The organism is Rhizobium sp. NRK18, assembly GCF_024385575.1.
Lineage (GTDB): Bacteria > Pseudomonadota > Alphaproteobacteria > Rhizobiales > Rhizobiaceae > JANFMV01.
Genome location: NZ_JANFMV010000001.1, coordinates 2,430,943 through 2,453,224, shown reverse-complemented (window position 1 = coordinate 2,453,224; position 22,282 = coordinate 2,430,943). Strand labels below are relative to the sequence as shown.

Sequence of the window (22,282 nt, the reverse complement as noted above, 5' to 3'; positions counted from 1 at the left end):
ATCTCTGCACTGTCCGCTGCAATTCCATCAACTATGCCAAAACGAGTTTTGCGGTTCTATGGACCTTTTTCAAGGCCCGATGAGTGTGCTCCCTCGGGAGCGGGTGGCGATAATTCGCCGGGAATGGTTCCGGATCATTCCGGAAAATCAAAAGTGTTCACAGTCGGATAGATCTACCTGTGACGGCGGACGTCTCACCGCTTGCGGCGCCAGTCTTCGTTTGAACAACGGCTGGCAGCCTGTCTGTGATTCTGTCCCGTCGGTACTTCTAACCTAAATCGCCTTTTATGTTTTCTCGCGCGGGATAGCAAGGAAAAAGCCGAGCGTGCCATAATATGGATGGAATCAGCGTGTTAGCCGGACATGTTGATTCTGCCTTCGAAGCCAGGTGTATTTGGCAGTTGAGGGCATGTATTGTGTTTTGAGGCGAAACACCGGATCGTCGATCCGCATTCTGCCTCTGTTTTTGGGCGACTGGACTGGACGGGGATACTTGATGCGGCTTTTCCGCCTGTTGCGGTTTCTGCTGGCATCGGCGGCAATGATGCTTCCGATGCTTGGCGCATCCGCCAAGGAGAGCGCCTTGACGGCCTATGATGCGCGCATTGCCGGCGACGACGCCCGCACGCGCATCGTCATCGATTTCAATCAGAAGCCGGACTTCAATGTCCATTATCTCGACAATCCCGTGCGGGTCGTCGTCGATCTGCCGGAGACGAGTTTTACATTTTCGAGCGGCGAGCTGAAGCCGCGCGGGCTGTTTTCCAACATCCGCTATGGCGCGATCGACGCCGGCAATGCCCGTCTGGTGCTGACTGCGCCGAAGCCCGTGCGTCTCGCCATGTCCGAGGTTCAGGACAACGAGCAGGACAAGGGCTACCGGCTCGTCCTCGATGCCGAAGCGATCTCGAGGGATCAGTTCGTCGCCCTGATGGGGGCGCAGGACAAGGGCGCTTCCGCCGATGAGGCTTCCGCCGTCGCCGACCGCGAGCCGCTTGCCGCCAATGCATCCGATTTCGTCATCGCCGTCGACGCCGGCCATGGCGGCATCGACACCGGCGCCATCGGCCTCGGCTCGAAGGTCGTCGAGAAGGACATCACGCTCGCCTTCGCCAAGGTCGTGGCGGAGCGGCTGGGCAAGATTTCCGGCGTCAAGGTGGTCATGACCCGCGACGACGACGAGTTCCTGTCCCTGTCCCGGCGGGTCCAGATCGCCCGTCAGCAGGGCGCGCGGCTGTTCATCTCGCTGCATGCCGATACGCTGCGCCAGCACAACATTCGCGGCACCACGGTCTATACAATCTCCGACAAGGCGTCGGACAAGCTCGCCGACGATCTTGCCAAGCGCGAGAACCTTTCCGACGAGATGGCCGGCTTCACCATCGCCGACGAACCGGACGACGTCACCGACATCCTGCTCGATTTGACGCGGCGCGAGACGCAGGCGTTTTCGATCTCGCTCGCCAAATCCGTGGTCGGGTCGTTCGACGGCAAGATCCGGCTGATCAACAATCCGTTGCGCTCGGCCGGTTTCCGGGTGCTGAAGGCGCCGGACATTCCGTCGATCCTTATCGAGTTGGGTTTCCTCTCCAACAAGGAAGACGAGAAGCTGCTGATGGACCAGTCATGGCGGGAGAAGGTGGCCGATCTGATTGCCGCAGGCGTGACCGGTTACAAGGCCACGGTGCTGGCGAATGGAGGCTGAACCGCAACACACCGTGTGTGGGTGCGTCGAACGGCGCGGGCCGTAGGTCGTAATTTGCTCACATTCAGGGGATGGATTGGTGCGGAAGCATTGCGCGGGGCAGGGGAATGCGGATAAGCCGACTTGAATTAGCGGCCCTGCCGTGCAAAACGCGGCGTCATGTGCGATTGTGGCGCCCGGCGACCAGGCGAGCAACGCTTTTATGCCTGAATTCCGGTATAGGCGACCGGACGGGAAATCGATAGCGCGGAAACATGATCAGACTCATTGGATATTTCTTCGGACTGGGCAGCATGCTTTATCTTGCTGTCGCCACTGTCGTTGCTGTCTATCTCTCCGATATCAGCAAGGATCTGCCGAATTACGAGGTGCTGGCGAACTACGCGCCGCCGGTCACCACCCGCGTGCATGCCGGCAACGGTGCGCTGATGGCCGAATACGCCAAGGAGCGTCGCCTGTTCCTGCCGATCCAGGCCATTCCCGATCGCGTCAAGGCGGCCTTCATCTCGGCCGAAGACAAGAATTTCTACACCCATCCCGGCATCGACGTTCAGGGCCTGGGCCGCGCCGTTCTGGTCAACTTCAAGAACCTGAGCACCGGCCGCCGCCCGGTCGGCGCGTCGACGATCACCCAGCAGGTCGCGAAGAACTTCCTGCTCTCGGCCGACCAGACGATCGACCGCAAGGTCAAGGAAGCGATCCTGTCCTTCCGCATCGAGCAGACCTATTCCAAGGACAAGATCCTCGAGCTCTATCTCAACGAGATCTTCTTCGGTCTCAATTCCTACGGTATCGCCAGCGCCGCGCTGACCTATTTCGACAAGTCGGTGACGGAACTCACCATCGCCGAAACCGCCTATCTCGCAGCCCTGCCGAAGGGTCCGGCGAACTACCATCCATTCCGCCATCCGGAAGCCGCGCTGGAGCGCCGCAACTGGGTCATCGACCGCATGGTCGAGAACGGCTACGTCACCCAGGCCGACGGCGACAAGGCGAAGAAGGAGCCGCTCGGCGTCAATCTGCGTGGCGGCGGTGACAAGGTGTTCGCGTCCGAATATTTCTCCGCCGAAGTCCGCCGTCAGATCATCGCCCGCTACGGCGAGGATGCGCTCTACGAGGGCGGCCTGTCGGTGCGCACCTCGCTCGATCCGCAGCTGCAGGATTATGCCCGCAAGTCGCTGCAGGACGCGCTCATCGAATATGACGAACGTCGCGGCTTCCGCGGTCCGGTCAAGACGATCAAGCTTGGCGACGACTGGGGCGTGCCGCTCTCGGATATCTCGCCGCTCGACGACATGCCGGAATGGCATCTCGCCGTCGTTCTCAACGTCTCGGACAAGGGTGTCGATATCGGTATCCGGCCCGGCAAGGAGCCGGACGGCAAGACGCTTCCCGACCGTGTGAAGGGCTCCATCAGCGCCGACAACATGAAATGGGCCTACCGTTCGGCCAGCAAGGACAAGAAGAACGCCAAGTCTCCGGACGGCGTTCTCTCGGTCGGCGACGTCGTCTATGCCGAAGATGCCGGCGACGGCCAGTACAAGCTGCGGCAGGTGCCGAAGGTCGAGGGCGGCCTGGTCGCCATGGATCCGCAGACCGGCCGCGTGCTCGCCATGGTCGGCGGCTTCGATTACTCTGTGTCCCAGTTCAACCGCGCCACGCAGGCCATGCGTCAGCCCGGCTCCTCGTTCAAGCCGTTCGTCTATGCCGCCGCGCTCGACAACGGCTACACGCCGGCATCCGTGATCATGGACGCGCCGATCGAGATCAAGTCCGGCGGTGAGATGTGGAAGCCGGAAAACTACGGCGGCGGCTTTGCCGGTCCGTCGACGCTGCGCACCGGCATCGAGAAATCGCGTAACCTGATGACCGTTCGCCTTGCCAACGACATGGGCATGAACATCGTCGCCGAATATGCCGAACGCTTCGGAATCTACGACCACATGAACCCGGTTCTCGCCATGGCTCTCGGCTCCGGCGAAACCACGGTGCTGCGCATGGTGTCGGCCTATTCCGTGCTCGCCAATGGCGGCAAGCAGATCAAGCCGACCCTGATCGACCGGATCCAGGACCGTTACGGCCGCACGATCTTCCGTCATGAGGAACGCCTCTGCGAGGCCTGCAACACGGACGAGTGGGACAATCAGGAGGAGCCGACGCTGGTCGATAACCGCGAACAGGTGCTCGATCCGATGACCGCCTACCAGATCACCTCGATGATGGAAGGCGTCATTACCCGCGGTACCGCCTCTGCCCACGTCAAGCTCGATCGTCCGGTGGCCGGCAAGACCGGTACCACCAACGACGAAAAGGATGCATGGTTTGTCGGCTACACGCCGAACCTCGTCGTCGGCCTCTATGTCGGCTTCGACACTCCGGCGCCGATGGGCCGGGGTGCGACGGGTGGCGGCCTTGCCGCACCGGTGTTCAACGAATTCATGCAGGATGCGCTGAAGGATACCCCGCCGGCCAAGTTCAAGGTCCCGGACGGCATGCAGCTGATCGCCATCAACCGCAAGACCGGCATGTGGGCCAACGAGGGCGATCCCGATACGATCATCGAGGCCTTCAAGCCCGGCACGGGTCCGTCCGACACCTTCAACGTCATCGGCATGGACGGCTACATGACGCCGGACGAAATCATGCAGTCCTCGCCGCAGGCCAACCAGGCGGTGACGTCGGGCAAGAGCGGCCTTTTCTGACAACGGCCGTCACAGGGCAAACCGGCGGGCGGGTCTTTACATCCGCTGCCGGTCTGACTATGCACGGGGCCAATTCGAATTTTCACTGAAAAGAAACGGAAAATGCGAGCAGAAATCGAGAACGTAGTCGACGAAATCAAGCAGGCCATAAGCCTGCTGAGGAGGCATCTTTGACTGGGATCAGGCTATACGGCGCCTTGATTGGCTGAACAACAAGGCCGAAGATCCCAATCTCTGGAACGATGCCACGGAAGCGCAGAAGCTGATGCGCGAACGCCAGCAGCTCGACGACAATATTTCCGGCGTGCGCTCGCTCGAGCAGCAGCTCAACGACAATATCGAGCTGATCGAACTCGGCGAGGAAGAAGACGACCAGTCTGTCGTGACCGAAGCCGAGGATGCCCTGAAGGCGCTGCTTGCGGAAGCGGGCAGGCGGCAGGTCGAGGCGATGCTGTCCGGCGAGGCCGACGGCAACGATACCTATCTCGAAGTCCACTCCGGCGCCGGCGGCACCGAGAGCCAGGACTGGGCGAACATGCTTCTGCGCATGTACACGCGCTGGGCCGAGAAGGAAGGCTTCAAGGTCGAGCTTCTCGAAGTTCATGACGGCGAAGAGGCCGGCATCAAGTCGGCGACCATCCTGGTGAAGGGCCACAATGCCTATGGCTGGCTGAAGACCGAATCGGGCGTTCATCGCCTGGTCCGCATTTCGCCCTATGACAGCAATGCCCGTCGCCACACGTCCTTCTCGTCGATCTGGGTCTATCCGGTCGTCGACGACTCGATCAACATCGAGATCAACGAAAGCGACTGCCGCATCGACACCTATCGCTCGTCGGGCGCCGGCGGACAGCACGTCAACACGACCGACTCGGCCGTGCGTATTACGCACATCCCGACCGGCATCGTGGTCGCCTGCCAGCAGGAACGCTCGCAGCACAAGAACCGGGCGAAGGCCTGGGACATGCTGCGTGCCCGCATGTACGAGGCGGAGCTGAAGAAGCGGGAGGAAGCGGCAAATGCCGAGGCCGCGTCGAAGACGGATATCGGCTGGGGCCACCAGATCCGCTCCTACGTCCTGCAGCCCTATCAGCTCGTCAAGGACCTGCGCACCGGCACGGAAAGCACCAGCCCGGACGACGTGCTCGACGGCGACCTGAACCCGTTCATGGAAGCCTCGCTCGCCCACCGCATTTCCGGCAAGGGCAATGCCGAGGTCAGCGATATCGACTGACCGAGGTCGACTGAGATGGATCGAGCCCCGTTCGCGGGGCTTTTTCGTTCGTGAAGGACGCGCACATTCGTTCAAGACGGTGCGTTCGTCGGCGTGCTACCGCCAGGGAAACCGGCTGGGCAAAGGAGGATCGAGCTTGGAAAACCTGATGCCATTCCTGTTTGCCGCTTTCGCGCTCACCGGCAGTCCGGGGCCGAATACGCTGAGCCTCGCTGCCGCCGGGGCTGCATTCGGCGCCCGCCGCAGCGTCGGCTACATGCTCGGCCTTCTCGTCGGCATGATTCTCGTCATGAGCGCGGTCGCCGCGGGCATCACCGGTCTCATCCTCGCCATTCCCGGCGCGCTGCCGATCGTCACCCTGCTGGCGGCCGCCTATTTCCTCTATCTCGCCTGGAAGATCGCGACCGCGCCGCCGGTCGGAGCCCGGACGGGCGAGGGGGCCGCGCCCTCGTTCAAGGCCGGCATCTTCCTGTCGCTGGTCAATCCGAAGGCCTATGCGGCGATGGGTGCGCTGTTTTCGGGTTTCATCCTCGTCCACGTCTCGCCGCAAAGCGATGCGCTTGCCAAGATCGTTGTGCTGACGGCCGTCATCGCCATCGTCAACTGCCTCTGGTTGTCGCTTGGTGCGGCGTTCACGCGGCTTTTCCGCGATCCGAAGGCGAGCCGCGTGATCAACATGATCTTCGCCGCAGCGCTGCTTGCCTCGCTGTCAGTGACGCTTTTCGGCTGACGCCGATCAGTAGGTGAACTGTTCCGCCAGGATGCGCTCCGACCAGGAATGGTCCGGATCAGACAGCACGCGCGCCGTCTTGTCGTCCGACTGCGCGATCCTGACATGAATGACCGACTTGATCTCCGTGTGATCGGCAACCGCGTTGACCGGCCGCTTTTCCGCTTCGAGGATGTGGATGTCGACGGTCACCTTGTCCGGCAGCAGCGCGCCGCGCCACAGGCGGGGGCGAAAGGCGCTGACCGGGGTCAGCGCCAGAAGCGGCGCTTCCAGCGGCAGGATCGGCCCGTGGGCGGAATAGTTGTAGGCGGTCGAGCCGGCCGGCGTCGCCACCATCACGCCGTCGCAGATCAGTTCGTCGAGCCGCACCTGCCCGTCGATCTCGACGCGCAGCTTGGCCGCCTGGTAGGACTGGCGCAGCAGCGCGACTTCGTTGATGGCCAGCGCCTCGGCGACCAGCCCTTCGGCGTCCGTTGTCGTCATCTTCAGCGGCCGCAGGTCGTTTTCCACCGCCTCGGCCACCCGCTCGGGCAGGTGTCCCGCCCTGTAGTCGTTCATCAGGAAGCCGACGGAACCGCGGTTCATGCCGTAGACCCGCTTGCCGGTGTTCATGGTCTCGTGCAGCGTCTGCAGCATGAAGCCGTCGCCGCCGAGCGCGATGATCACGTCCGCATCCTCTTCCGAGGCATTGCCGTAGATCGCGATGAGTTCCTCACGCGCCGCCATCGCCTCCGGGGCCGTGGAGGCGATGATGCGGAAGGAACCGGTCGAATGCTGCATGAAACATCCCGCATGTGGAGGGCCGGCCTTCGCCGGCGGCTGACTGTTGCCCTTGGTAGCGGAAAAAAGCCCGTTGCCACAAGTGCATGCAGGGGCGTCGCGGTACGTTTTGATGGTCCTCCATGAGCTTCAACAAGGAAGAACGCGTCAATTGCGCCCTTGAAACCGCCGCCAAAGCCGGGCAAATTTGCCGCCATGTATGCTTCTCACGGATTTCTTCGCTCGGACATCGGCGATGTCGATGTGGTCTACCACGACGGGCTCTACCATCTCTTTCACCTGGTTCTGCCCAACCACGATTTCATAGCCCACGCCGTCAGTACCGACGCCATGACATGGCGGCGGGTCAAGAACGCGCTCTTCGTCGGCGATCCTGGCGAATGGGACGACGACATGCTATGGACCATGCATGTCTCGCCGGACCCGGACGAAGAGGGTACATGGCGGATGTTCTACACGGGCCTTTCCCGGTCAGAATACGGTCGCGTGCAGCGCATCGGCATGGCGCGCTCGAAAGACCTGATGACATGGAAGCGTTGCCGGAAGGGCGCCTATCCGCTCGAAATCGACGGCGCCTATTACGAATCGAGCATCGACGAGGGCCGCCACTGGGTGAGCTTCCGCGATCCCTATTTCTTCATCGACCCGGCGACCGGGCAGCGGCTGCTCCTGAGCTCGGCGCGCGTGCGCCACGGACCGGTGATCCGCCGCGGCTGCGTCGGGCTTGCCCGCGAGGTCGAGCCGGACAAGTTCGTCTTCGACCCGCCGCTGCACCGGCCGGGCCTCTACGACGATGTGGAAGTGCCGAATCTCTTCGTGCTCGATGACCGCTACTATCTGCTCGGCTCCATCCGCGAGGACACCAAGATCCACTACTGGTATGCCGACAGCGCGTCGGGGCCTTTCGAGAATTTCTTCAACAACGTGCTTCTGCCGAACGGCAACTATGCCGCCCGCGTCTGCAGGAACGGCAGCAAGCTGCTGCTCTTCAACTTCTTCGCCAAGACGGAATACGTCTATGGCCGCGAGGTCGTCAAAAAGCTCCTGCCGCCTCCGAAGGAACTGGTGGTCGCCAAGGACGGCCGCCTTCTGCTGCGCTCGCACAGCGGCTTCAACGATCTCGTCACCGGCAGCGACAAGATCGATGCCGCCGGCCAGTGCCGCATGCTCTACGGCAACCCGCATGCCGGCATCGAAGATCATGACGGCGCGATGTTCATGAAGTGTCGCAGCGGCTACGAGGCCTTCCTGCTGCCGGGCCGGCACGAGGAATTTCGTCTCAGCGCCGAGATGACGCTCGAAGGCTCCGGCAAGGGCGGTCTCGTGCTCCGCATCAACGAGGAGGGGGACGGCTATTACCTGTCGCTCGACCTCATCAACGGCATCGCCCAGATGCGCGCCTGGGGTGCCAATGCGACGCCGGAATTCGAACACGCCTTCCGTTACCAGCCGCTGCAGGAAGCCCATTTCCGCGGCAGCAAGCACGGTCCGTGGAAGATCGAGGTGGTCGCCCACGGCATGTATCTCGAGGTGTCGATCGATGGCTTCGTCGTGCTGAGCCTCGTCGATGATACTTTCGCCGACGGCGCTGTCGGCTTCTACGCCGAATCGGCGACGCTCGGCGTGCGCAACGTCATCCTCGAGCGGCTGACCCGTCCGGTCATCGAGCATGCGTCCGAAATGGTCTATACGGCGACCCATCCACCGGAGGAGCATGCGCCGGTTCCGGGGATCTGATCCCCACCCGGCGTTCCTTCTCGTTGCCGGGTGACCGGCGGTGTGTCGCCCTTGTCGAGGAGGAGTGCCGGCGTGCATCTGCTGAACAATCCGTGGCGCCGGTCGGCGCGTGATTTTCCGATCGCTGCCGAGATACCGTTTCCGAGCACCGATGCCGAGCGCGTCGCTGCGCTTCTGAAACACTGTCCAGCCCATGGCGAAACGCCGCTGCGACGCTCGCTGGAACTCGCCGCCCGTGCCGGTATCGCGGATGTCTTCGTCAAGGACGAGCGCGGCCGGATGGGGCTCGGCAGTTTCAAGGCGCTGGGCGCCGCATACGTCATCGTGTCCGAGGCGGCCGCTACCGGTGATCCGCACCCGCAAAGCCTCGCCGGGCGCACCTATGTCACCGCCAGCGCCGGCAATCACGGTCTTTCGGTCGCCGCCGGAGCAAGACTTTTCGGCGCGAAGGCCAAGGTGTTCATTTCCGAGACCGTGCCGGATAGCTTCGCCGCCCGTCTTGCCGCCAAGGGCGCTGACGTCGTCCGCGAGGGTGAGACCTATGAGGCGAGCATGGCGGCGGCCGAAAAGGCCGCCACCGACAATGGCTGGCAGCTTCTCTCCGACAGTTCCTGGCCGGGCTATATCGACCGGCCTTGGCGGCTGATGGAAGGCTACCTGCAGCTTGCCGCCGAAGCCGCAGCCGCCATGGATGAGCCGCCGACCCACATCTTTCTGCAAGCCGGCGTCGGCGGTCTTGCCGGCGCGGTCGCGGCCTATGGCCGGCGTGTCTGGGGTGATGCGCCGATCATCGTGGTCGTCGAGCCGGAGCTTGCCCCGGCCCTGATTGCCAGCATCGAGGCGGGCAAGCTTGTGAAAACCGAAGGCGGCGTCTCCGCAATGGGCCGGCTCGACTGCAAGGAGGCGTCGATGATTGCCTTGAAGGGCCTTGCCCGCGATGCCGATCTCTTCATGACCATCAGCGAGGTGGAAGCCGAGGCTGCCATGCAGCCGCTGGCGGATGCCGGCTTGGCGACAACCCCGTCCGGCGGTGCGGGTCTTGCCGGATTGCTGGCGATCGGCGGACAGGCGTCCGACTTCGGTCTTGACAGTCAAAGCCGCGTGCTGGCGATCCTGAGCGAGGAACCCCAATGACGCCCACGCCCGCACGCGGTTTCGATGTCGGCGAATATAAGGGCCGCGTGGCCCGTGCTCAGGCGCTGATGCGGGAGCAGGGGCTTGCCGCGCTGCTTCTGACCACGGAACCCGAAATCCGCTATTTCACCGGCTTCCTCACCCGTTTCTGGGAAAGCCCGACCCGTCCCTGGTTCCTCGTCCTGCCGGCGGACGGAGCGCCGATCGCCGTCATTCCAGCCATCGGCGAAGCGCTGATGCGCAAGACATGGATTACCGACATCCGCACCTGGCCGTCGCCGGCACCCGATGACGGCGTCAGCCTGCTTGCCGATGCGCTGCGTGAATTGGGTGGCAACAGCGGCCGCATCGGTGTGCCCTCCGGTCCCGAGACGATGCTTCGCATGCCGCTTGCGAGCTTGGAGGCGGTCAAGGCGCGTCTGGCCGGCCTCGAATTCGGTGGCGATGCCGACATCATGCGGCGGCTGAGGATGATCAAGTCGGCGGCCGAGATCGACAAGATCCGCGAGGCCTGCCGGATTGGCAATGCCGCCTTTGCCCGCGTCGGGGAGATCGCCTCGCCGGGGCGGCCGCTCGAGGACGTGTTTCGCCGTTTTCAGATGCTCTGTCTGGAGGAGGGCGCCGACCACGTGTCCTATCTCGCCGGGGGTGCCGGACTGCTCGGCTACGACGATGTCATCTCGCCCGCCGGTCCGACGCCGCTTTGCGCCGGCGATGTTCTGATGCTGGACACCGGGCTCGTCTGGGACGGCTATTTCTGCGACTTCGACCGCAACTTCGCCATAGGCTCGTCTTCGGCTGCTGTTTCGCGCGCCCACCGACAACTGGTGACGGCGACCGAGGCGGCCTTCGCGGCATTGCGGCCGGGCATGACTGCGGCCGAATTGAAGGCGGTCATGGTGAACTCGATCGTTTCAGATGGCGGCACGCCGTCGGGTGGACGCTTCGGCCATGGGTTGGGCATGCAGTTGACGGAGTGGCCGTCGCTGATCGAACATGACCACACTGTCATTGCGGAGAACATGGTGCTGACGCTGGAGCCCTGCATCGAGCTTGGCGGTGGCTCGATCCTCGTTCACGAGGAAAATGTCCGGGTGACGGCTGCGGGCGGCGAGCGGCTGACGCGCTTCGCGTCCCCGGAAATCCAGGTGGTCTGAAACGAGGTGGTGCAAGCAATGACGGTCTTTCCCTTTATCCTCGACCGCCGCGACAGCGAACGCGCCCGGCTCGGCCTCGTCGTCCTGCAATCGGATGAGACGATCGAACGCGATTTTCGCCGGCTCATGCCGAACGGCGTGTCGCTCTACGTCACCCGCGTCGAAAGCGATCCGGAGGTGACGACCGAGACGCTTGCCGGGATGCGCGACCGCATTGCCGGTGCCGCCGGGCTCCTGCCGCGGCCGGTCTGCTTCGATTCTGTCGGATATGGCTGCACGTCGGGAACGTCGGTGATCGGCGTCGGTGCCATCGCCGAACGGCTGCGGGCCGGCTGCGACACAAAGGCGACAAGCGAGCCGGTCTCCGCGCTGCTGGCGGCTGCCGGTGCCCTCGGCCTCAAACGCATCGCCTTCCTGTCGCCCTATGTCGCCGAGGTCTCGGCGCGCCTGCGCGGCGTGCTCTCCGATGGCGGTCTGGAAAGTCCCGTCTTCGGCACGTTCGATGAAGCACGGGAGGAAAATGTCGCCTGGATCGACCGGGCCTCGATCATCGAGGCGGCGACATCACTGGTCGGTGACTCCGATGTCGATGCGGTGTTTCTCTCCTGCACCAATCTCAGAACGCTCGATTGCCTGGCGGCGATCGAATCGGCCATCGGCCGCCCGGCGCTCTCCAGCAATCAGGTTCTCTGCTGGCAGATGCTGCGGCTCGCCGGCATCGACGATCGCATGAGCGGCTACGGCCGGCTCTTCGAGATGGCGTGAAGGCTGGTAGATATCGGCAAACAGACGTTCGCGAAGAGCAAATCTGGAAAGATTCAAGGAGAAGATGGTGCCCCCGCCAGGGTTCGAACCCGGGACCCCCTGATTACAAATCAGGTGCTCTACCAACTGAGCTACAAGGGCATTCAATGTGGACATGGCAACTATCAGATTCTCGGAATCTGTAAAGCACAAATAACATGGATTGCTTAATTTGCCGAGCATTGTCCATTGCTCCGGGCGGTTCGTCTGCCCGATTTGAAAGCGGGAGCGCCGCCGGCTTGAAGCCCGCTCGCGCGCAAATTGCCAGGCGGTGGCCTTGACGCGATGCCGTTGCGGTAGTTGACTCCGGAAATCCTCACACATCCCGCGGTCGCCTCTTCCTTGCGATCTGCCATCGCCACAGAGACCGAAATGCCGATCATCGCCTTTTTCCGCGAGAATGCCCGCTGGATTGCCGGCGGCTTCCTGCTGAATTTCTTCTCCGCCTTCGGGCAGACCTTCTTCATCTCGCTGTCGGCCGGCGGCATTCGTGGCGAGTACGGTCTCTCGAATGGCCAGTATGGCGTCATCTACATGATCGCCACGCTCGGCAGCGCCCTGACGCTGCCGATGCTCGGCCGCATCGTCGACCATTTCTCGGTGGCGAGGGTGACGCTGATGATCATGCCGGTGCTGGCGCTCGCCTGCGCGCTCATGGCGGTTTCCACCTGGCTGCCGCTGCTGCTCTTCACCATCTATTTGCTGCGCCTCTTCGGCCAGGGCATGATGACCCATACGGCGCAGACGGCGATGGCACGCTGGTTTTCGGGCCAGCGGGGCAGGGCGGTATCGTTCACCAATCTCGGCCTGCAGGGCGGCGAGGCGGCGCTGCCCTTCCTGTTCGTCATCCTCGGCGGCGCCTTCGGCTGGCGCAACACCTGGTTCTTTGCGGCCTGCGCCATCGTCGCCGTCGGTCTGCCGGCGATCCTCATGCTGATGCGGGTGGAACGCACACCGCGCCAGACCGACCGGCCGGTGCGCCACAGCGGCGCGCGTGACTGGACGCGAGGCGAAGTCGTGCGCGATCCGGTCTTCTGGATGACCATGCTCGGCGTTCTGGCGCCGGGCTTCATCGCCACGACGATCTTCTTCCATCAGGTCTATTTGGTGGAGCTTCGCGGCTGGTCGCTTACCGTGTTTGCCGGCGCCTTCGTCTTTTCGTCGGCCTCCTGCGTCGTCGCAGCCCTCATCACCGGCCAGCTGATCGACAAGTTCTCGGCCGTCGATCTGATGCCATACTTCCTGCTGCCGATGGCCTGCGCCTGTGCGGTTCTGGCGGCGTTTAGTGGCGAATGGAGCGCGTTCGCCTTCATGTGCCTGCTCGGCATCTCCAACGGCGTCGCCGGCACGCTCCTGGGCGCGCTCTGGCCCGAGGTCTATGGGCTCAAACATCTCGGCGGTATCCGCTCGATCATCATCGCGCTCACCGTATTCGGCACGGCGATGGGTCCGGGGATTACCGGCTACCTGATCGATTTCGGCGTCTACTATCCGTTCCAGATCGCTGCCATGGGCGTCTACTGCCTGTTGGCGACCGGACTGATGGCGCTCGTCCGGCAGAGGATTGTCGCCCGCAACGCCACAGAACCGGCACACGGTGTCGATCCCGCGGCATGACGATCGCCGCCTGCATTTTGGGCAGGCGGTAGAGTGCGACGGTTTCGAGGCAACTCAAGATTTACATTTGTCAGGATCGGCGTATCATCGCCGCATGAGCTGGAATTTGCCCCATGGACTGACCAGAGCGGGCTCGGCCATGATCCTCCTGGCCGCGGGCTCTGTTGCTGCGCCGGCCTTTGCCGATTGCACCTGCAGCATCAAGGACGGAACGAAACTTTCCCTTGGGCAGGTGACCTGCATACGCATCAATGACACCGCCTATCTGGCGCGCTGCGAAATGGTGCTGAACAATACGTCCTGGCAGAAAATTCAGGATGGCTGCCCGATGACGCAACTGCAGCCGGTCGACCATGGTTTCAGCCAGAGCGCCTGGCCATCGCCTGCATTGAATTGACTGTCTGATGGCGTGACATGCCCGGATTTCTGCCGGTTCTCTTTGACACTTGCATTGAATGAATTTTCTGAAACCGTCGTCGCCGGGTTTGGGTCCGGCGTTCGAAAGCGCGGGGGCGTTCTCATGTCGGGTCTGGCACTGTTCACATTGTTTCATGTCATCTTGAGCCTGATCGGCATCGTCGCCGGTCTCATCGCGCTCAATCGCTGGATCCATGGCGACAGGGCGGCGCGGATGACGGCCATCTTCCTTGGCATGACGCTGGCGACCACCGTCACGGGCTTCCTGTTTCCCTTTCACGGCTTCACCCCGGCGATTGCGGTCGGCATCCTGACGACAGTCCTGCTGCTCGTCGCCATGCTCGCCTATTACCGCCTCGGTCTGTCGGGACGTTCGCGGCCCGTATTTGTCGCATGCGCGGTCGCGTCGCTCTATTTCAACGTCTTCGTGCTGATCGTTCAGGCCTTTCAGAAGGTGCCGCCCTTGCATGCGCTGGCGCCCGCCGGCAACGAACCGCCCTTCGCCATCACCCAAGGCCTGGTCCTCGTGGTGTTCCTGCTGCTCGGCTATGTCGCCCTCGGACGCTTTCGCCCCGGACTTCCGGCATGAATGTCACCAAGAGGTGATGCGCCTCCGGCGTTCGCCCGGTGACTACTTGCCGGCGTCCTCTGCATCGCGGCGCACGGCCGCCTGGATTTCCTCGAAAATGCCGGGCAGAGCGCTCTGCACGCGGTTCCAGCTCGGCATGAAAGGCGTCGCGTTCGGATATTCGAGGAAGATGTTGCCGGCCTCGACGAGATTGGCGGCGAACAGTTCGACACCTTGCTCTTCCTTGTGCCGGTCCGTCGAGAAGCCGTTCATCTTGGCGTCGTTGTGGTAGATCTCCACGAGATCGAGCGCCGTGCGGTAATAGGTGGCCTTGAGCGTCCGCAGCGTTTCGTGGCTGAAGACGACGCCGTCGGTCGCAAGCTTCCGCAATACCGCCTTGCAGATGTCGATCGACATGCGCGACAGCCCCTTGGCCGCATCCTCCGGCGACAGCGGCTGGTGCTTGTGGTCGTAGCGGTCGGCGATGTCGACCTGGCAGATCGCCGTGTTCGAATAGTTACGCCACAGCTCGGAAAGCACGCCGATTTCCAGTCCCCAGTCGGACGGAATCCGGATGTCGGCGAGAATGTGCGAGCGCATGGCGAACTCGCCGGCGAGCGGATAGCGGAAGGCCTTCAGGTAGTCGATATAGGGATGATGCCCGAGCACGCGTTCCAGGCTGAGCAGCAGCGGCGTCACCAGAAGGCGCGTCACACGTCCGTTCAGCGAACCATCGGCGATGCGCGGATAGTAGCCCTTGGAAAAGACGTAGGGGAAGCCGGGATTGGTGACCGGATAGACGAGGCGGGCGAGCATGTCGCGCTTGTAGGTGACGATATCGCAATCGTGCAGCGCCACCACGCCGGCATTGCGCTGGCCGAGCACGAAGCCGATGCAATACCAGACATTGCGGCCCTTGCCGGGCTGGTCGGGCGCCAGATTGGCCTCGGCCAGCCGTTCGTCGACGGCCCTCAGCCGCGCGCCGTCGTTCCAGAGGATGTGGTGCTCCTGCGGCAGGCGGGAGAAATACTCGCGGGCATGCAGATACTGTTCGCGCGTCGCCTGATCGAGGCCGATGACGATCGAGGAAATGTAGTTCGCCCCGGAAAGCTCATCGACGATCTTTTCCAGTGCCGGCGCTTCCAGTTCCGAATAAAGCGAGGGCAGGATCAGGGTGATCGGCCGGACCTTGGAAAAAAGTTCGAGGTCCTTTTCGATCTCGGCGGTGCTGCGTTCGCGAAAATTGTGGAGCGTCGCCACCACGCCGTTCTGATGAAAATCCGCCAACGCCTGTCCCCTTTGTTGTCCCGTGTCGGTTCGATCCTGTCGTTTTACGGACCGATGATTTGCAGAATTATGTCATTCCAGCCCTGCGGGCCGGGTTTTGTCGTTCTCAGAATGCGTCCGTCCGCCTCTCCCGCCAGAGGCGGAAGGGGCGCATGCGCCGGATTGGCGACAATGACGCCGGTATCGGCCGCCTCGATCATCGCCACATCGTTCTGCGCATCGCCGAGCGCGATCGTCCGGACGGCGCTGCCGCTTGTCTCGGCGTACCAGTCTGCAAGCGCGCGCATGCGCTCGGCTTTCGATGTCTTTGGCATGATCGTGAAGAAGCGCCCGCCCTGAACCGCCATCAACCCCTCGTCATTCAGCAGCGCCTTGAAGGCTTCCTTCTGCTCCTCGGTCCCGGACCAGAGACCCGGTTCGGAAAAGCGGCGCATTCTGGCGAGCCTGGCGCTTTCGATGGGAAGACCGGTCCGTTCGCTGACGGTTTCGGCATCCCAGTCACCGAAACTCGCAAACAGGCCTTTGAGTTCCGTCGGCAATGCGGCAAGGACGCTGCGGATCTTCGCGTAGGTGTCATCCGTCTGATGTGTGGTCGCGGCGGGATGGCGGGCGATTCCGGCACCATTCTCGACGATCAGCGGATAGTCGATGCCCATCGCCTCGGCGATCGGCAGCATTTCGGCCTCGGTCTTGCTGGAGGCGAGGATCAGCGGAATACCCTTGTCACGAAACCGCTCGAGCGCGGGCCGTGCCGCGTCGAAGGAATAGGTCTCATGGTCCAAAAGTGTTCCGTCGAGATCGGAAAAGACGAGAATCATCCTTTGGAGGATAGCAAAAACTGCCTCGTGGCATAGAGCGCGATTGCCGCGGCGTTCGAAACATTGAGCGACTTGATCTCGCCGGGCATGTCCAGCCTTGCGAGTGCGCTCACGGTCTCGCGCGTCTTCTGCCTGAGACCCTTGCCTTCCGACCCCAGAACGAGGGCGATCTTCTCGCCGGAGAAGGTGCCCTCGATGGCCGCTGGTCCTTCCGAATCGAGGCCGATCGCGAAGAAGCCGAGCTTGTGCAGTTCGCCGAGCGCGTCGGCGAGATTGGTGACCTGAATGTAGGGGATCATCTCCAGCGCGCCGGATGCCGATTTGGCAAGCACGCCCGATTCGGTCGGCGAATGGCGCTGCGTGGTGATGACCGCACCGGCGGCAAATGCCACGGCCGAACGCATGATGGCGCCGACATTGTGCGGATCTGTCACCTGATCGAGGACGAGGATGAGTGGGCTTTCCTTCAGCGCTTCCAGCTTGCGCACCGGCAGCGGCCGCGTCTCCAGCATCACGCCCTGGTGGATGGCATCGGGCCCAAGCATCTTGTCAATGTCCGACGGCTGGACGATCTCGACCGGGCAGCGAAGTGCGCCCGGGTCGTCGATTTCGAGACGGGCAAGCGCATTCTGCGTGACCGATAGCTTGATCAGCGTGCGGGCCGGATTGTCCAGCGCGGCGCGCACCGTGTGCAAGCCGTAGAGGAACACCTGGTCCGGCTGCAGGGAAGGGGGCGACCATTGCGCAGCGGCCGCCTGGCGGCGATCCTTCGGCGATGGCGTCGGGATCTCGCCCCGCTCGCGCTTCTTGTCGCGATGCTGGCGGCGCAGGCTGGCGTAATGGCTGTCCCTGGCGGACCGGTCGTCGTTTCTGTCTTTGCTCATGCCGCCTTATAGCGGCGCCCGCAGGCGGCGTGAAGATGCGGAACTGCCGAAATTAGCGGGGTCCGGTTTCGGGCAGGAACCCCTGCAGCAGCGCATTCAGCCGCAGGCCGATGTCCCGTTCCAGCGTCCGCGTGGAGATCCCGACATCGCTGTTCCCCATCATCAGTTGGCTGAGATGCGACATGGCAAAGGTGCCGCCGACCAGAACATCCGCGAGCGTTTCTGCATCGACCGTCGCGGCCAGGAGCCCCTGTTTCTGGAAATGTCCGATGAATTCGGCGATCTGCCGTCGCCCGCGCTCGACGCATATCCCGAAAAACAACCGGGACATCTCTGGATGGTGGCTGGCCTCGGAAATGACCAGCCGGGTCAGCGCTATCTGCGGCCCCGACAGCACATAGGAGGCGAATTGGACGAGACCGCGCCGCAGGGTCTCCGTGAGGTCATCCCTGCCTGTTTCGGCCGGCATCTCCAGCCGTGGCGGCAGGTCCTGCGCCTCGACCAGTGCCTCGAAGATCTGCGCCTTGTCGCTGAAGAACTGGTAGAGCGTCTTCTTCGACATGCCGCTGTTGCGTGCGATCTCCTCCATTGTCGCCCGTCCGTAGCCGGACGTCATGAAGGTCTTCTCCGCCGCCGCCAATATGCGCGCCCGCCGTTCCTCGCTCGTCAACACCGGTGGGCGCCCTGCCGCCGGCCTTTTTTTTGCGATTTCTCCGCTCATTTCGGTCCTCTTCCCGGAATCTGCTTGACAAATAAGAAACGATATCGTTTCCAAATGCAATCGAAAGATTTTGCATACGCCACCGTTTCTGAATTATTGGAAGAAAGTTTCAGTCATGTCCGACAAAAATCATATCGCAATCGCCATATGCCTGGGGACGCTGACCGCATTCGGTCCTCTCGCAATCGACATGTATGTCGCCGCCATCCCCACGATCGCCCGCAGCCTCGCGGTGGGTGAGGGGGAAATCCAGATGAGCGTGATGAGCTTCTTCGCGGGCTTCACGCTGGGCCAGCTCTTCTGGGGCCCGGTTTCCGACCGCTTCGGCCGCAAGACCTCGTCGCTGACCGCGCTGGCCGTGTTCGCGCTGGCCTCGCTCGGCTGTGCCATGTCGGTCGATCCCGCCCAGTTGATGGCCTTCCGCTTTCTCCAGGGCATTGCCGGATCGGTGGGCATGGTGGTCGCCATGTCGGTCGCGCGCGACATGTTTTCCGGCCTCGAAGCCGTGCGCATGATGGGCATGATTTCGCTGGTCAGCGGTCTCGCACCAATCATTGCGCCGATGGCCGGCAGTCTGGTGCTGCGTCTGAGCTATTGGGAGATGATCTTTGTCGTTCTCGCCATTCTTGCCGTCGCGGCAGCGCTTCTGATCGCGCTCAAGCTTCCAGAAACGCGCAAGAAGGAAGATCGCACCAGCGCCCATCCGCTGAAGGTCATGCGCAACTATGGGATCATCCTCACGCAGAGGAGCTTCTTCGGCTATGCCGTGCCCTTCGCATTTCTCCAGGGCGGTTTCTTCGCCTATATCGCCGGCGCGGCAAGCGTCTTCGTCAGCGTCTATGGCATGACGCCGCTGCACTTCTCGATGCTCTTCGCCGTCAACGCCGTCGGTCTCGCTGTCGGCGTTCAGGTCAACTCGAAACTCGTTGCCCGGACATCGGCGCGCTTCATGGTCAAGATGGCGGCGGCCCTCAATCTTGTGAGCGCGGCCGCGCTGGTGCTGTTGCAACTGGCCGGTCTGGCGGACCTCGTTGCCGTCAGCATCCTGATGTTCCTCTTCGTCTTCAGCATGGGGGCGATCCTGCCGAACTGCAACGTGCTGGCCATGGAAGAGCAGGGGGCAAATCCCGGCGCGGCGGCCGCATTGATCGGGGCGATGGGATTTGGCGGCGGTGCGCTGTCCGGCGCCGTCCTCGGCCTGCTTGCCGATGGCACGGCGATGCCGCTCTTCGCTGTCATGGCCGTCTGTGGCGGTGCCGGCCTCGCAACCGCACTCACGCTGTTTCCCCGTCTGCGTCCGGAGGAGGCCACCCAGCTGGCATCGGTCGGCCATCCGGGCTGATCGCATTGCCGGCTCGGCCGGACGATCATCCGGCCCCTCGGCCGATGCCTGTGGGCTCCGATCAGAAAATCGAATTTTTCTGATCGGACCGTGTTGACAGACGCGAAACGGGCGGTCATATACCCGGCGCAGATTGCGGGGCGGCAAAAACCCCGTAAGCTTCAAAAGCTTGGTCGCTTGATCCGGACTGATACTGGAGGGATGCCCGAGTGGTTAAAGGGGACGGACTGTAAATCCGTTGGCTTAGCCTACGTTGGTTCAAATCCAACTCCCTCCACCATCAGGACCGTCAAATGATCGATCGCCGCGGGTATAGCTCAATGGTAGAGCAGCAGCCTTCCAAGCTGAATACGCGGGTTCGATTCCCGCTACCCGCTCCACTTTCAGAACTGCCTTGAAGCATTGGTTTAATCTATTGCAGCAAGGGATTGTTTTTGCCTTTGTATGGCAATTTCCCGGCACACGCCCTCCGCGCCGCGCCCTGTTCGCGGAACAATATTCGCCACAAATTCCATTTCGTGGGACGTGCCCGCAATTTGGTCTTGCGCAATGCGTGCGAAAGCCTTAAACGGCGGCACTAATCCGGCTGGCCGGCAACTACCATCTGACGTTCACAGGAAGAAATCAAATGGCAAAGAGCAAGTTTGAGCGCAACAAGCCTCACGTAAACATTGGCACGATTGGTCACGTTGACCACGGCAAGACGTCGCTGACGGCAGCGATCACGAAGTTCTTCGGCGAGTTCAAGGCGTACGACCAGATCGACGCTGCTCCGGAAGAAAAGGCGCGTGGCATCACCATCTCGACGGCACACGTCGAGTACGAGACGGCCAACCGTCACTACGCCCACGTTGACTGCCCCGGCCACGCCGACTACGTCAAGAACATGATCACCGGTGCTGCCCAGATGGACGGCGCGATCCTGGTTTGCTCGGCTGCCGACGGCCCGATGCCGCAGACCCGCGAGCACATCCTGCTCGCCCGTCAGGTTGGCGTTCCGGCAATCGTCGTGTTCTTGAACAAGGTCGACCAGGTCGACGACGAAGAGCTCCTCGAGCTCGTCGAGCTGGAAGTTCGCGAACTTCTGTCGTCCTACGACTTCCCGGGCGACGACATTCCGATCGTCAAGGGTTCGGCTCTGGCCGCTCTCGAAGATTCCGACAAGAAGATCGGCGAAGACGCGATCCGCGCCCTGATGGAAGCTGTCGACAGCTACATCCCGACGCCTGAGCGTCCGATCGACCAGCCGTTCCTGATGCCGATCGAAGACGTGTTTTCGATCTCGGGCCGTGGTACGGTTGTGACCGGCCGCGTCGAGCGCGGTATCGTCAAGGTTGGCGAAGAAATCGAAATCGTTGGCATCAAGCCGACGACGAAGACGACCTGCACGGGCGTTGAAATGTTCCGCAAGCTGCTCGACCAGGGCCAGGCCGGCGACAACATCGGCGCGCTGCTTCGCGGTGTCGACCGTAACGGCGTCGAGCGTGGCCAGATCCTGTGCAAGCCGGGTTCTGTCAAGCCGCACCGCAAGTTCAAGGCCGAAGCCTATATCCTGACGAAGGAAGAAGGCGGCCGTCATACGCCGTTCTTCACGAACTACCGTCCGCAGTTCTACTTCCGCACGACGGACGTGACGGGCATCGTGACGCTTCCGGAAGGCACGGAAATGGTCATGCCTGGCGACAACGTCACCGTTGACGTCGAGCTGATCGTTCCGATCGCGATGGAAGAAAAGCTGCGCTTCGCTATCCGCGAAGGCGGCCGCACCGTCGGCGCCGGCATCGTCGCTTCGATCGTCGAGTAACAATCGATAGCTACTGAATCCCGAACGGGAACAAGAAGAGCCCCGCCGGCAACGGCGGGGCTTTTTTCATGATGTGCAGGCACCCTGGACGGACTGGTGGCGGACCGCTGTTTATATCCGGCTTGCGTTTTCCAGGATTAGCTGTCTTCAGTTGTGGACAGCTTGGGTCGGATCGCAAGAGGGGCATGCCATGCCGTCATCGGACATTCTCATCGCCTTCTTCCTGACAACGCTGGCATTCGCCTATCTGCCGGGGCCGGCCATGCTTTACGCAGCGGCGCAGACCGTTGCCCGCGGACGGTTTGCAGGCCTCATGGCCGCTCTTGGCATCCACCTTGGCGGCTACGTGCATGTCGCCGCCTCCGCCGCAGGCCTGTCCATTCTGTTTCATGCGGTTCCACCGCTCTATGTCGCCGTCAAGCTCGCCGGTGCTCTCTATCTTGTCTGGCTCGGTGTCTGCTTCCTCCGCGCCAAGGCGGGTTCCGGTGTCGATATTCCCGAGGCTAACCTGAGGACCGGCCGGCAGGCATTCATGCAAAGCGTCGCGATCGAGGTGTTGAACCCGAAAACTGCACTGTTCTTCCTGGCCTTCCTGCCGCAATTTGTCGACGCCGCGGCGTCCTTTCCCATCTGGTTGCAACTGACGATCCTGGGCACGATGGTGAACCTCATCTTTTCGTCGGCTGATATCGTTTGCGTGGGAATCGCCGGCGACCTGGTTGCCCGGCTTCGCAGAAGCGGACGCGTGCAACTGATGGCGCGGCGTGCCGGTGGTGCCATGCTGGTGGGTCTCGGAGTGCATCTGGCCTTGCAGAAAAGCTGATCCAGCACTGGCGGGGGC

General features: G+C 62.5%; 19 protein-coding genes and 3 tRNA genes. 16 read left to right on the top strand and 6 right to left on the bottom strand.

Features of this window, described 5'->3' with window-relative positions; genetic code table 11:
• Positions 1-496: 496 nt before the first annotated feature.
• The 4 genes from NN662_RS11485 to NN662_RS11470 all read left to right on the top strand — a co-directional run bounded on the left by NN662_RS11485 (position 497) and on the right by NN662_RS11470 (position 6,371).
• Entirely contained in the window at positions 497-1,705 is a 1,209-nt protein-coding gene (locus tag NN662_RS11485; protein WP_261930386.1) for an N-acetylmuramoyl-L-alanine amidase, read from the top strand.
• Positions 1,706-1,959: 254 nt separating this feature from the next.
• Positions 1,960-4,407, top strand: coding sequence for a penicillin-binding protein 1A (locus NN662_RS11480; RefSeq protein ID WP_261930385.1), 2,448 nt, complete (start codon positions 1,960-1,962; stop codon positions 4,405-4,407).
• Between the two features lie 102 nt (positions 4,408-4,509).
• A protein-coding gene (gene prfB, locus NN662_RS11475) for a peptide chain release factor 2 (RefSeq protein WP_261930384.1) occupies positions 4,510-5,641 on the top strand; the annotation gives its coding sequence in 2 pieces (ribosomal slippage) (positions 4,510-4,578 and positions 4,580-5,641; 1,131 coding nt in all).
• Between the two features lie 136 nt (positions 5,642-5,777).
• Positions 5,778-6,371: a LysE family translocator gene (locus NN662_RS11470; RefSeq protein ID WP_261930383.1), complete on the top strand. Its 594-nt coding sequence runs from the start codon at positions 5,778-5,780 to the stop codon at positions 6,369-6,371.
• Between the two features lie 6 nt (positions 6,372-6,377).
• Here NN662_RS11470 and NN662_RS11465 read toward each other — a convergent pair whose 3' ends face one another.
• Complete coding sequence (locus NN662_RS11465; RefSeq protein ID WP_261930382.1) at positions 6,378-7,151, bottom strand: NAD kinase; 774 nt, start codon at positions 7,149-7,151, stop codon at positions 6,378-6,380.
• Between the two features lie 195 nt (positions 7,152-7,346).
• Between NN662_RS11465 and NN662_RS11460 the strand changes: the two genes are divergently transcribed.
• From NN662_RS11460 to NN662_RS11445, 4 genes are all read left to right on the top strand, one after another.
• Positions 7,347-8,888, top strand: coding sequence for a glycosyl hydrolase (locus NN662_RS11460; RefSeq protein ID WP_261930381.1), 1,542 nt, complete (start codon positions 7,347-7,349; stop codon positions 8,886-8,888).
• A gap of 72 nt (positions 8,889-8,960) precedes the next feature.
• A complete protein-coding gene (locus NN662_RS11455) occupies positions 8,961-10,022 on the top strand; it encodes a pyridoxal-phosphate dependent enzyme (protein WP_261930380.1) in 1,062 nt (353 codons plus the stop codon).
• A complete protein-coding gene (locus NN662_RS11450) occupies positions 10,019-11,179 on the top strand; it encodes a M24 family metallopeptidase (protein WP_261930379.1) in 1,161 nt (386 codons plus the stop codon). The genes NN662_RS11455 and NN662_RS11450 overlap by 4 nt, the downstream gene beginning before the upstream one ends.
• 18 nt (positions 11,180-11,197) lie before the next feature.
• Positions 11,198-11,944, top strand: a complete 747-nt coding sequence (locus NN662_RS11445; RefSeq protein ID WP_261930378.1) for an Asp/Glu racemase — start codon at positions 11,198-11,200, stop codon at positions 11,942-11,944.
• 65 nt (positions 11,945-12,009) lie between these two features.
• Here NN662_RS11445 and NN662_RS11440 read toward each other — a convergent pair.
• Positions 12,010-12,085, bottom strand: a tRNA-Thr gene (locus tag NN662_RS11440).
• Between the two features lie 270 nt (positions 12,086-12,355).
• Here NN662_RS11440 and NN662_RS11435 point away from each other — a divergent pair.
• From NN662_RS11435 to NN662_RS11425, 3 genes are all read left to right on the top strand, one after another.
• On the top strand, positions 12,356-13,600 hold the full coding sequence (locus tag NN662_RS11435; protein WP_261930377.1) for an MFS transporter: 1,245 nt from the start codon (positions 12,356-12,358) through the stop codon (positions 13,598-13,600).
• A complete protein-coding gene (locus NN662_RS11430) occupies positions 13,581-13,997 on the top strand; it encodes a hypothetical protein (RefSeq protein WP_261930376.1) in 417 nt (138 codons plus the stop codon). The genes NN662_RS11435 and NN662_RS11430 overlap by 20 nt, the downstream gene beginning before the upstream one ends.
• Positions 13,998-14,120: 123 nt before the next feature.
• Complete coding sequence (locus NN662_RS11425; RefSeq protein ID WP_261930375.1) at positions 14,121-14,606, top strand: hypothetical protein; 486 nt, start codon at positions 14,121-14,123, stop codon at positions 14,604-14,606.
• Positions 14,607-14,648: 42 nt separating this feature from the next.
• Here NN662_RS11425 and NN662_RS11420 read toward each other — a convergent pair whose 3' ends face one another.
• The 4 genes from NN662_RS11420 to NN662_RS11405 are packed head-to-tail and all read right to left on the bottom strand — an operon-like array spanning position 14,649 to position 18,247.
• Positions 14,649-15,872, bottom strand: a complete 1,224-nt coding sequence (locus tag NN662_RS11420) for a glycosyl transferase (protein WP_261930374.1) — start codon at positions 15,870-15,872, stop codon at positions 14,649-14,651.
• Positions 15,873-15,916: 44 nt separating this feature from the next.
• A complete protein-coding gene (locus NN662_RS11415) occupies positions 15,917-16,690 on the bottom strand; it encodes an HAD-IIB family hydrolase (protein ID WP_261930373.1) in 774 nt (257 codons plus the stop codon).
• Positions 16,687-17,574 (bottom strand): TrmH family RNA methyltransferase, encoded by an 888-nt coding sequence (locus tag NN662_RS11410; RefSeq protein WP_261930372.1) that lies wholly within the window; start codon positions 17,572-17,574, stop codon positions 16,687-16,689. Before NN662_RS11410 ends, NN662_RS11415 begins: the two co-directional genes overlap by 4 nt.
• Positions 17,575-17,626: 52 nt before the next feature.
• Positions 17,627-18,247, bottom strand: a complete 621-nt coding sequence (locus NN662_RS11405) for a TetR/AcrR family transcriptional regulator (protein WP_261930371.1) — start codon at positions 18,245-18,247, stop codon at positions 17,627-17,629.
• Between the two features lie 163 nt (positions 18,248-18,410).
• On the opposite strand from NN662_RS11405, the gene NN662_RS11400 reads away from it, so the two are divergent.
• The 5 genes from NN662_RS11400 (at position 18,411) to NN662_RS11380 (ending at position 22,264) form a co-directional block, all read left to right on the top strand.
• A complete protein-coding gene (locus tag NN662_RS11400) occupies positions 18,411-19,637 on the top strand; it encodes a multidrug effflux MFS transporter (protein WP_261930370.1) in 1,227 nt (408 codons plus the stop codon).
• Positions 19,638-19,832: 195 nt separating this feature from the next.
• A tRNA-Tyr gene (locus NN662_RS11395) sits at positions 19,833-19,917 on the top strand.
• A gap of 26 nt (positions 19,918-19,943) precedes the next feature.
• Positions 19,944-20,017 (top strand) — tRNA-Gly (locus tag NN662_RS11390).
• 248 nt (positions 20,018-20,265) lie between these two features.
• Complete coding sequence (gene tuf, locus NN662_RS11385; RefSeq protein WP_261930353.1) at positions 20,266-21,441, top strand: elongation factor Tu; 1,176 nt, start codon at positions 20,266-20,268, stop codon at positions 21,439-21,441.
• 190 nt (positions 21,442-21,631) lie between these two features.
• Positions 21,632-22,264 carry a LysE family translocator gene (locus NN662_RS11380; RefSeq protein WP_261930369.1) on the top strand — a complete coding sequence of 211 codons (633 nt, stop codon included), beginning with the start codon at positions 21,632-21,634 and terminating at the stop codon, positions 22,262-22,264.
• The last annotated feature ends 18 nt before the right edge of the window (positions 22,265-22,282 follow it).

Excerpts from the sequence above, each read along its gene's own strand:
- NN662_RS11485 (WP_261930386.1), top strand. The coding sequence starts at position 497 with ATGCGGCTTTTCCGCCTGTTGCGGTTTCTGCTGGCATCGGCGGCAATG.
- NN662_RS11480 (WP_261930385.1), top strand. The coding sequence starts at position 1,960 with ATGATCAGACTCATTGGATATTTCTTCGGACTGGGCAGCATGCTTTAT.
- NN662_RS11465 (WP_261930382.1), bottom strand. The coding sequence starts at position 7,151 with ATGCAGCATTCGACCGGTTCCTTCCGCATCATCGCCTCCACGGCCCCG.
- NN662_RS11460 (WP_261930381.1), top strand. The coding sequence starts at position 7,347 with ATGTATGCTTCTCACGGATTTCTTCGCTCGGACATCGGCGATGTCGAT.
- NN662_RS11450 (WP_261930379.1), top strand. The coding sequence starts at position 10,019 with ATGACGCCCACGCCCGCACGCGGTTTCGATGTCGGCGAATATAAGGGC.
- NN662_RS11445 (WP_261930378.1), top strand. The coding sequence starts at position 11,198 with ATGACGGTCTTTCCCTTTATCCTCGACCGCCGCGACAGCGAACGCGCC.
- NN662_RS11435 (WP_261930377.1), top strand. The coding sequence starts at position 12,356 with ATGCCGATCATCGCCTTTTTCCGCGAGAATGCCCGCTGGATTGCCGGC.
- NN662_RS11425 (WP_261930375.1), top strand. The coding sequence starts at position 14,121 with ATGTCGGGTCTGGCACTGTTCACATTGTTTCATGTCATCTTGAGCCTG.
- NN662_RS11415 (WP_261930373.1), bottom strand. The coding sequence starts at position 16,690 with ATGATTCTCGTCTTTTCCGATCTCGACGGAACACTTTTGGACCATGAG.
- NN662_RS11410 (WP_261930372.1), bottom strand. The coding sequence starts at position 17,574 with ATGAGCAAAGACAGAAACGACGACCGGTCCGCCAGGGACAGCCATTAC.
- NN662_RS11400 (WP_261930370.1), top strand. The coding sequence starts at position 18,411 with ATGTCCGACAAAAATCATATCGCAATCGCCATATGCCTGGGGACGCTG.
- tuf (WP_261930353.1), top strand. The coding sequence starts at position 20,266 with ATGGCAAAGAGCAAGTTTGAGCGCAACAAGCCTCACGTAAACATTGGC.
- NN662_RS11380 (WP_261930369.1), top strand. The coding sequence starts at position 21,632 with ATGCCGTCATCGGACATTCTCATCGCCTTCTTCCTGACAACGCTGGCA.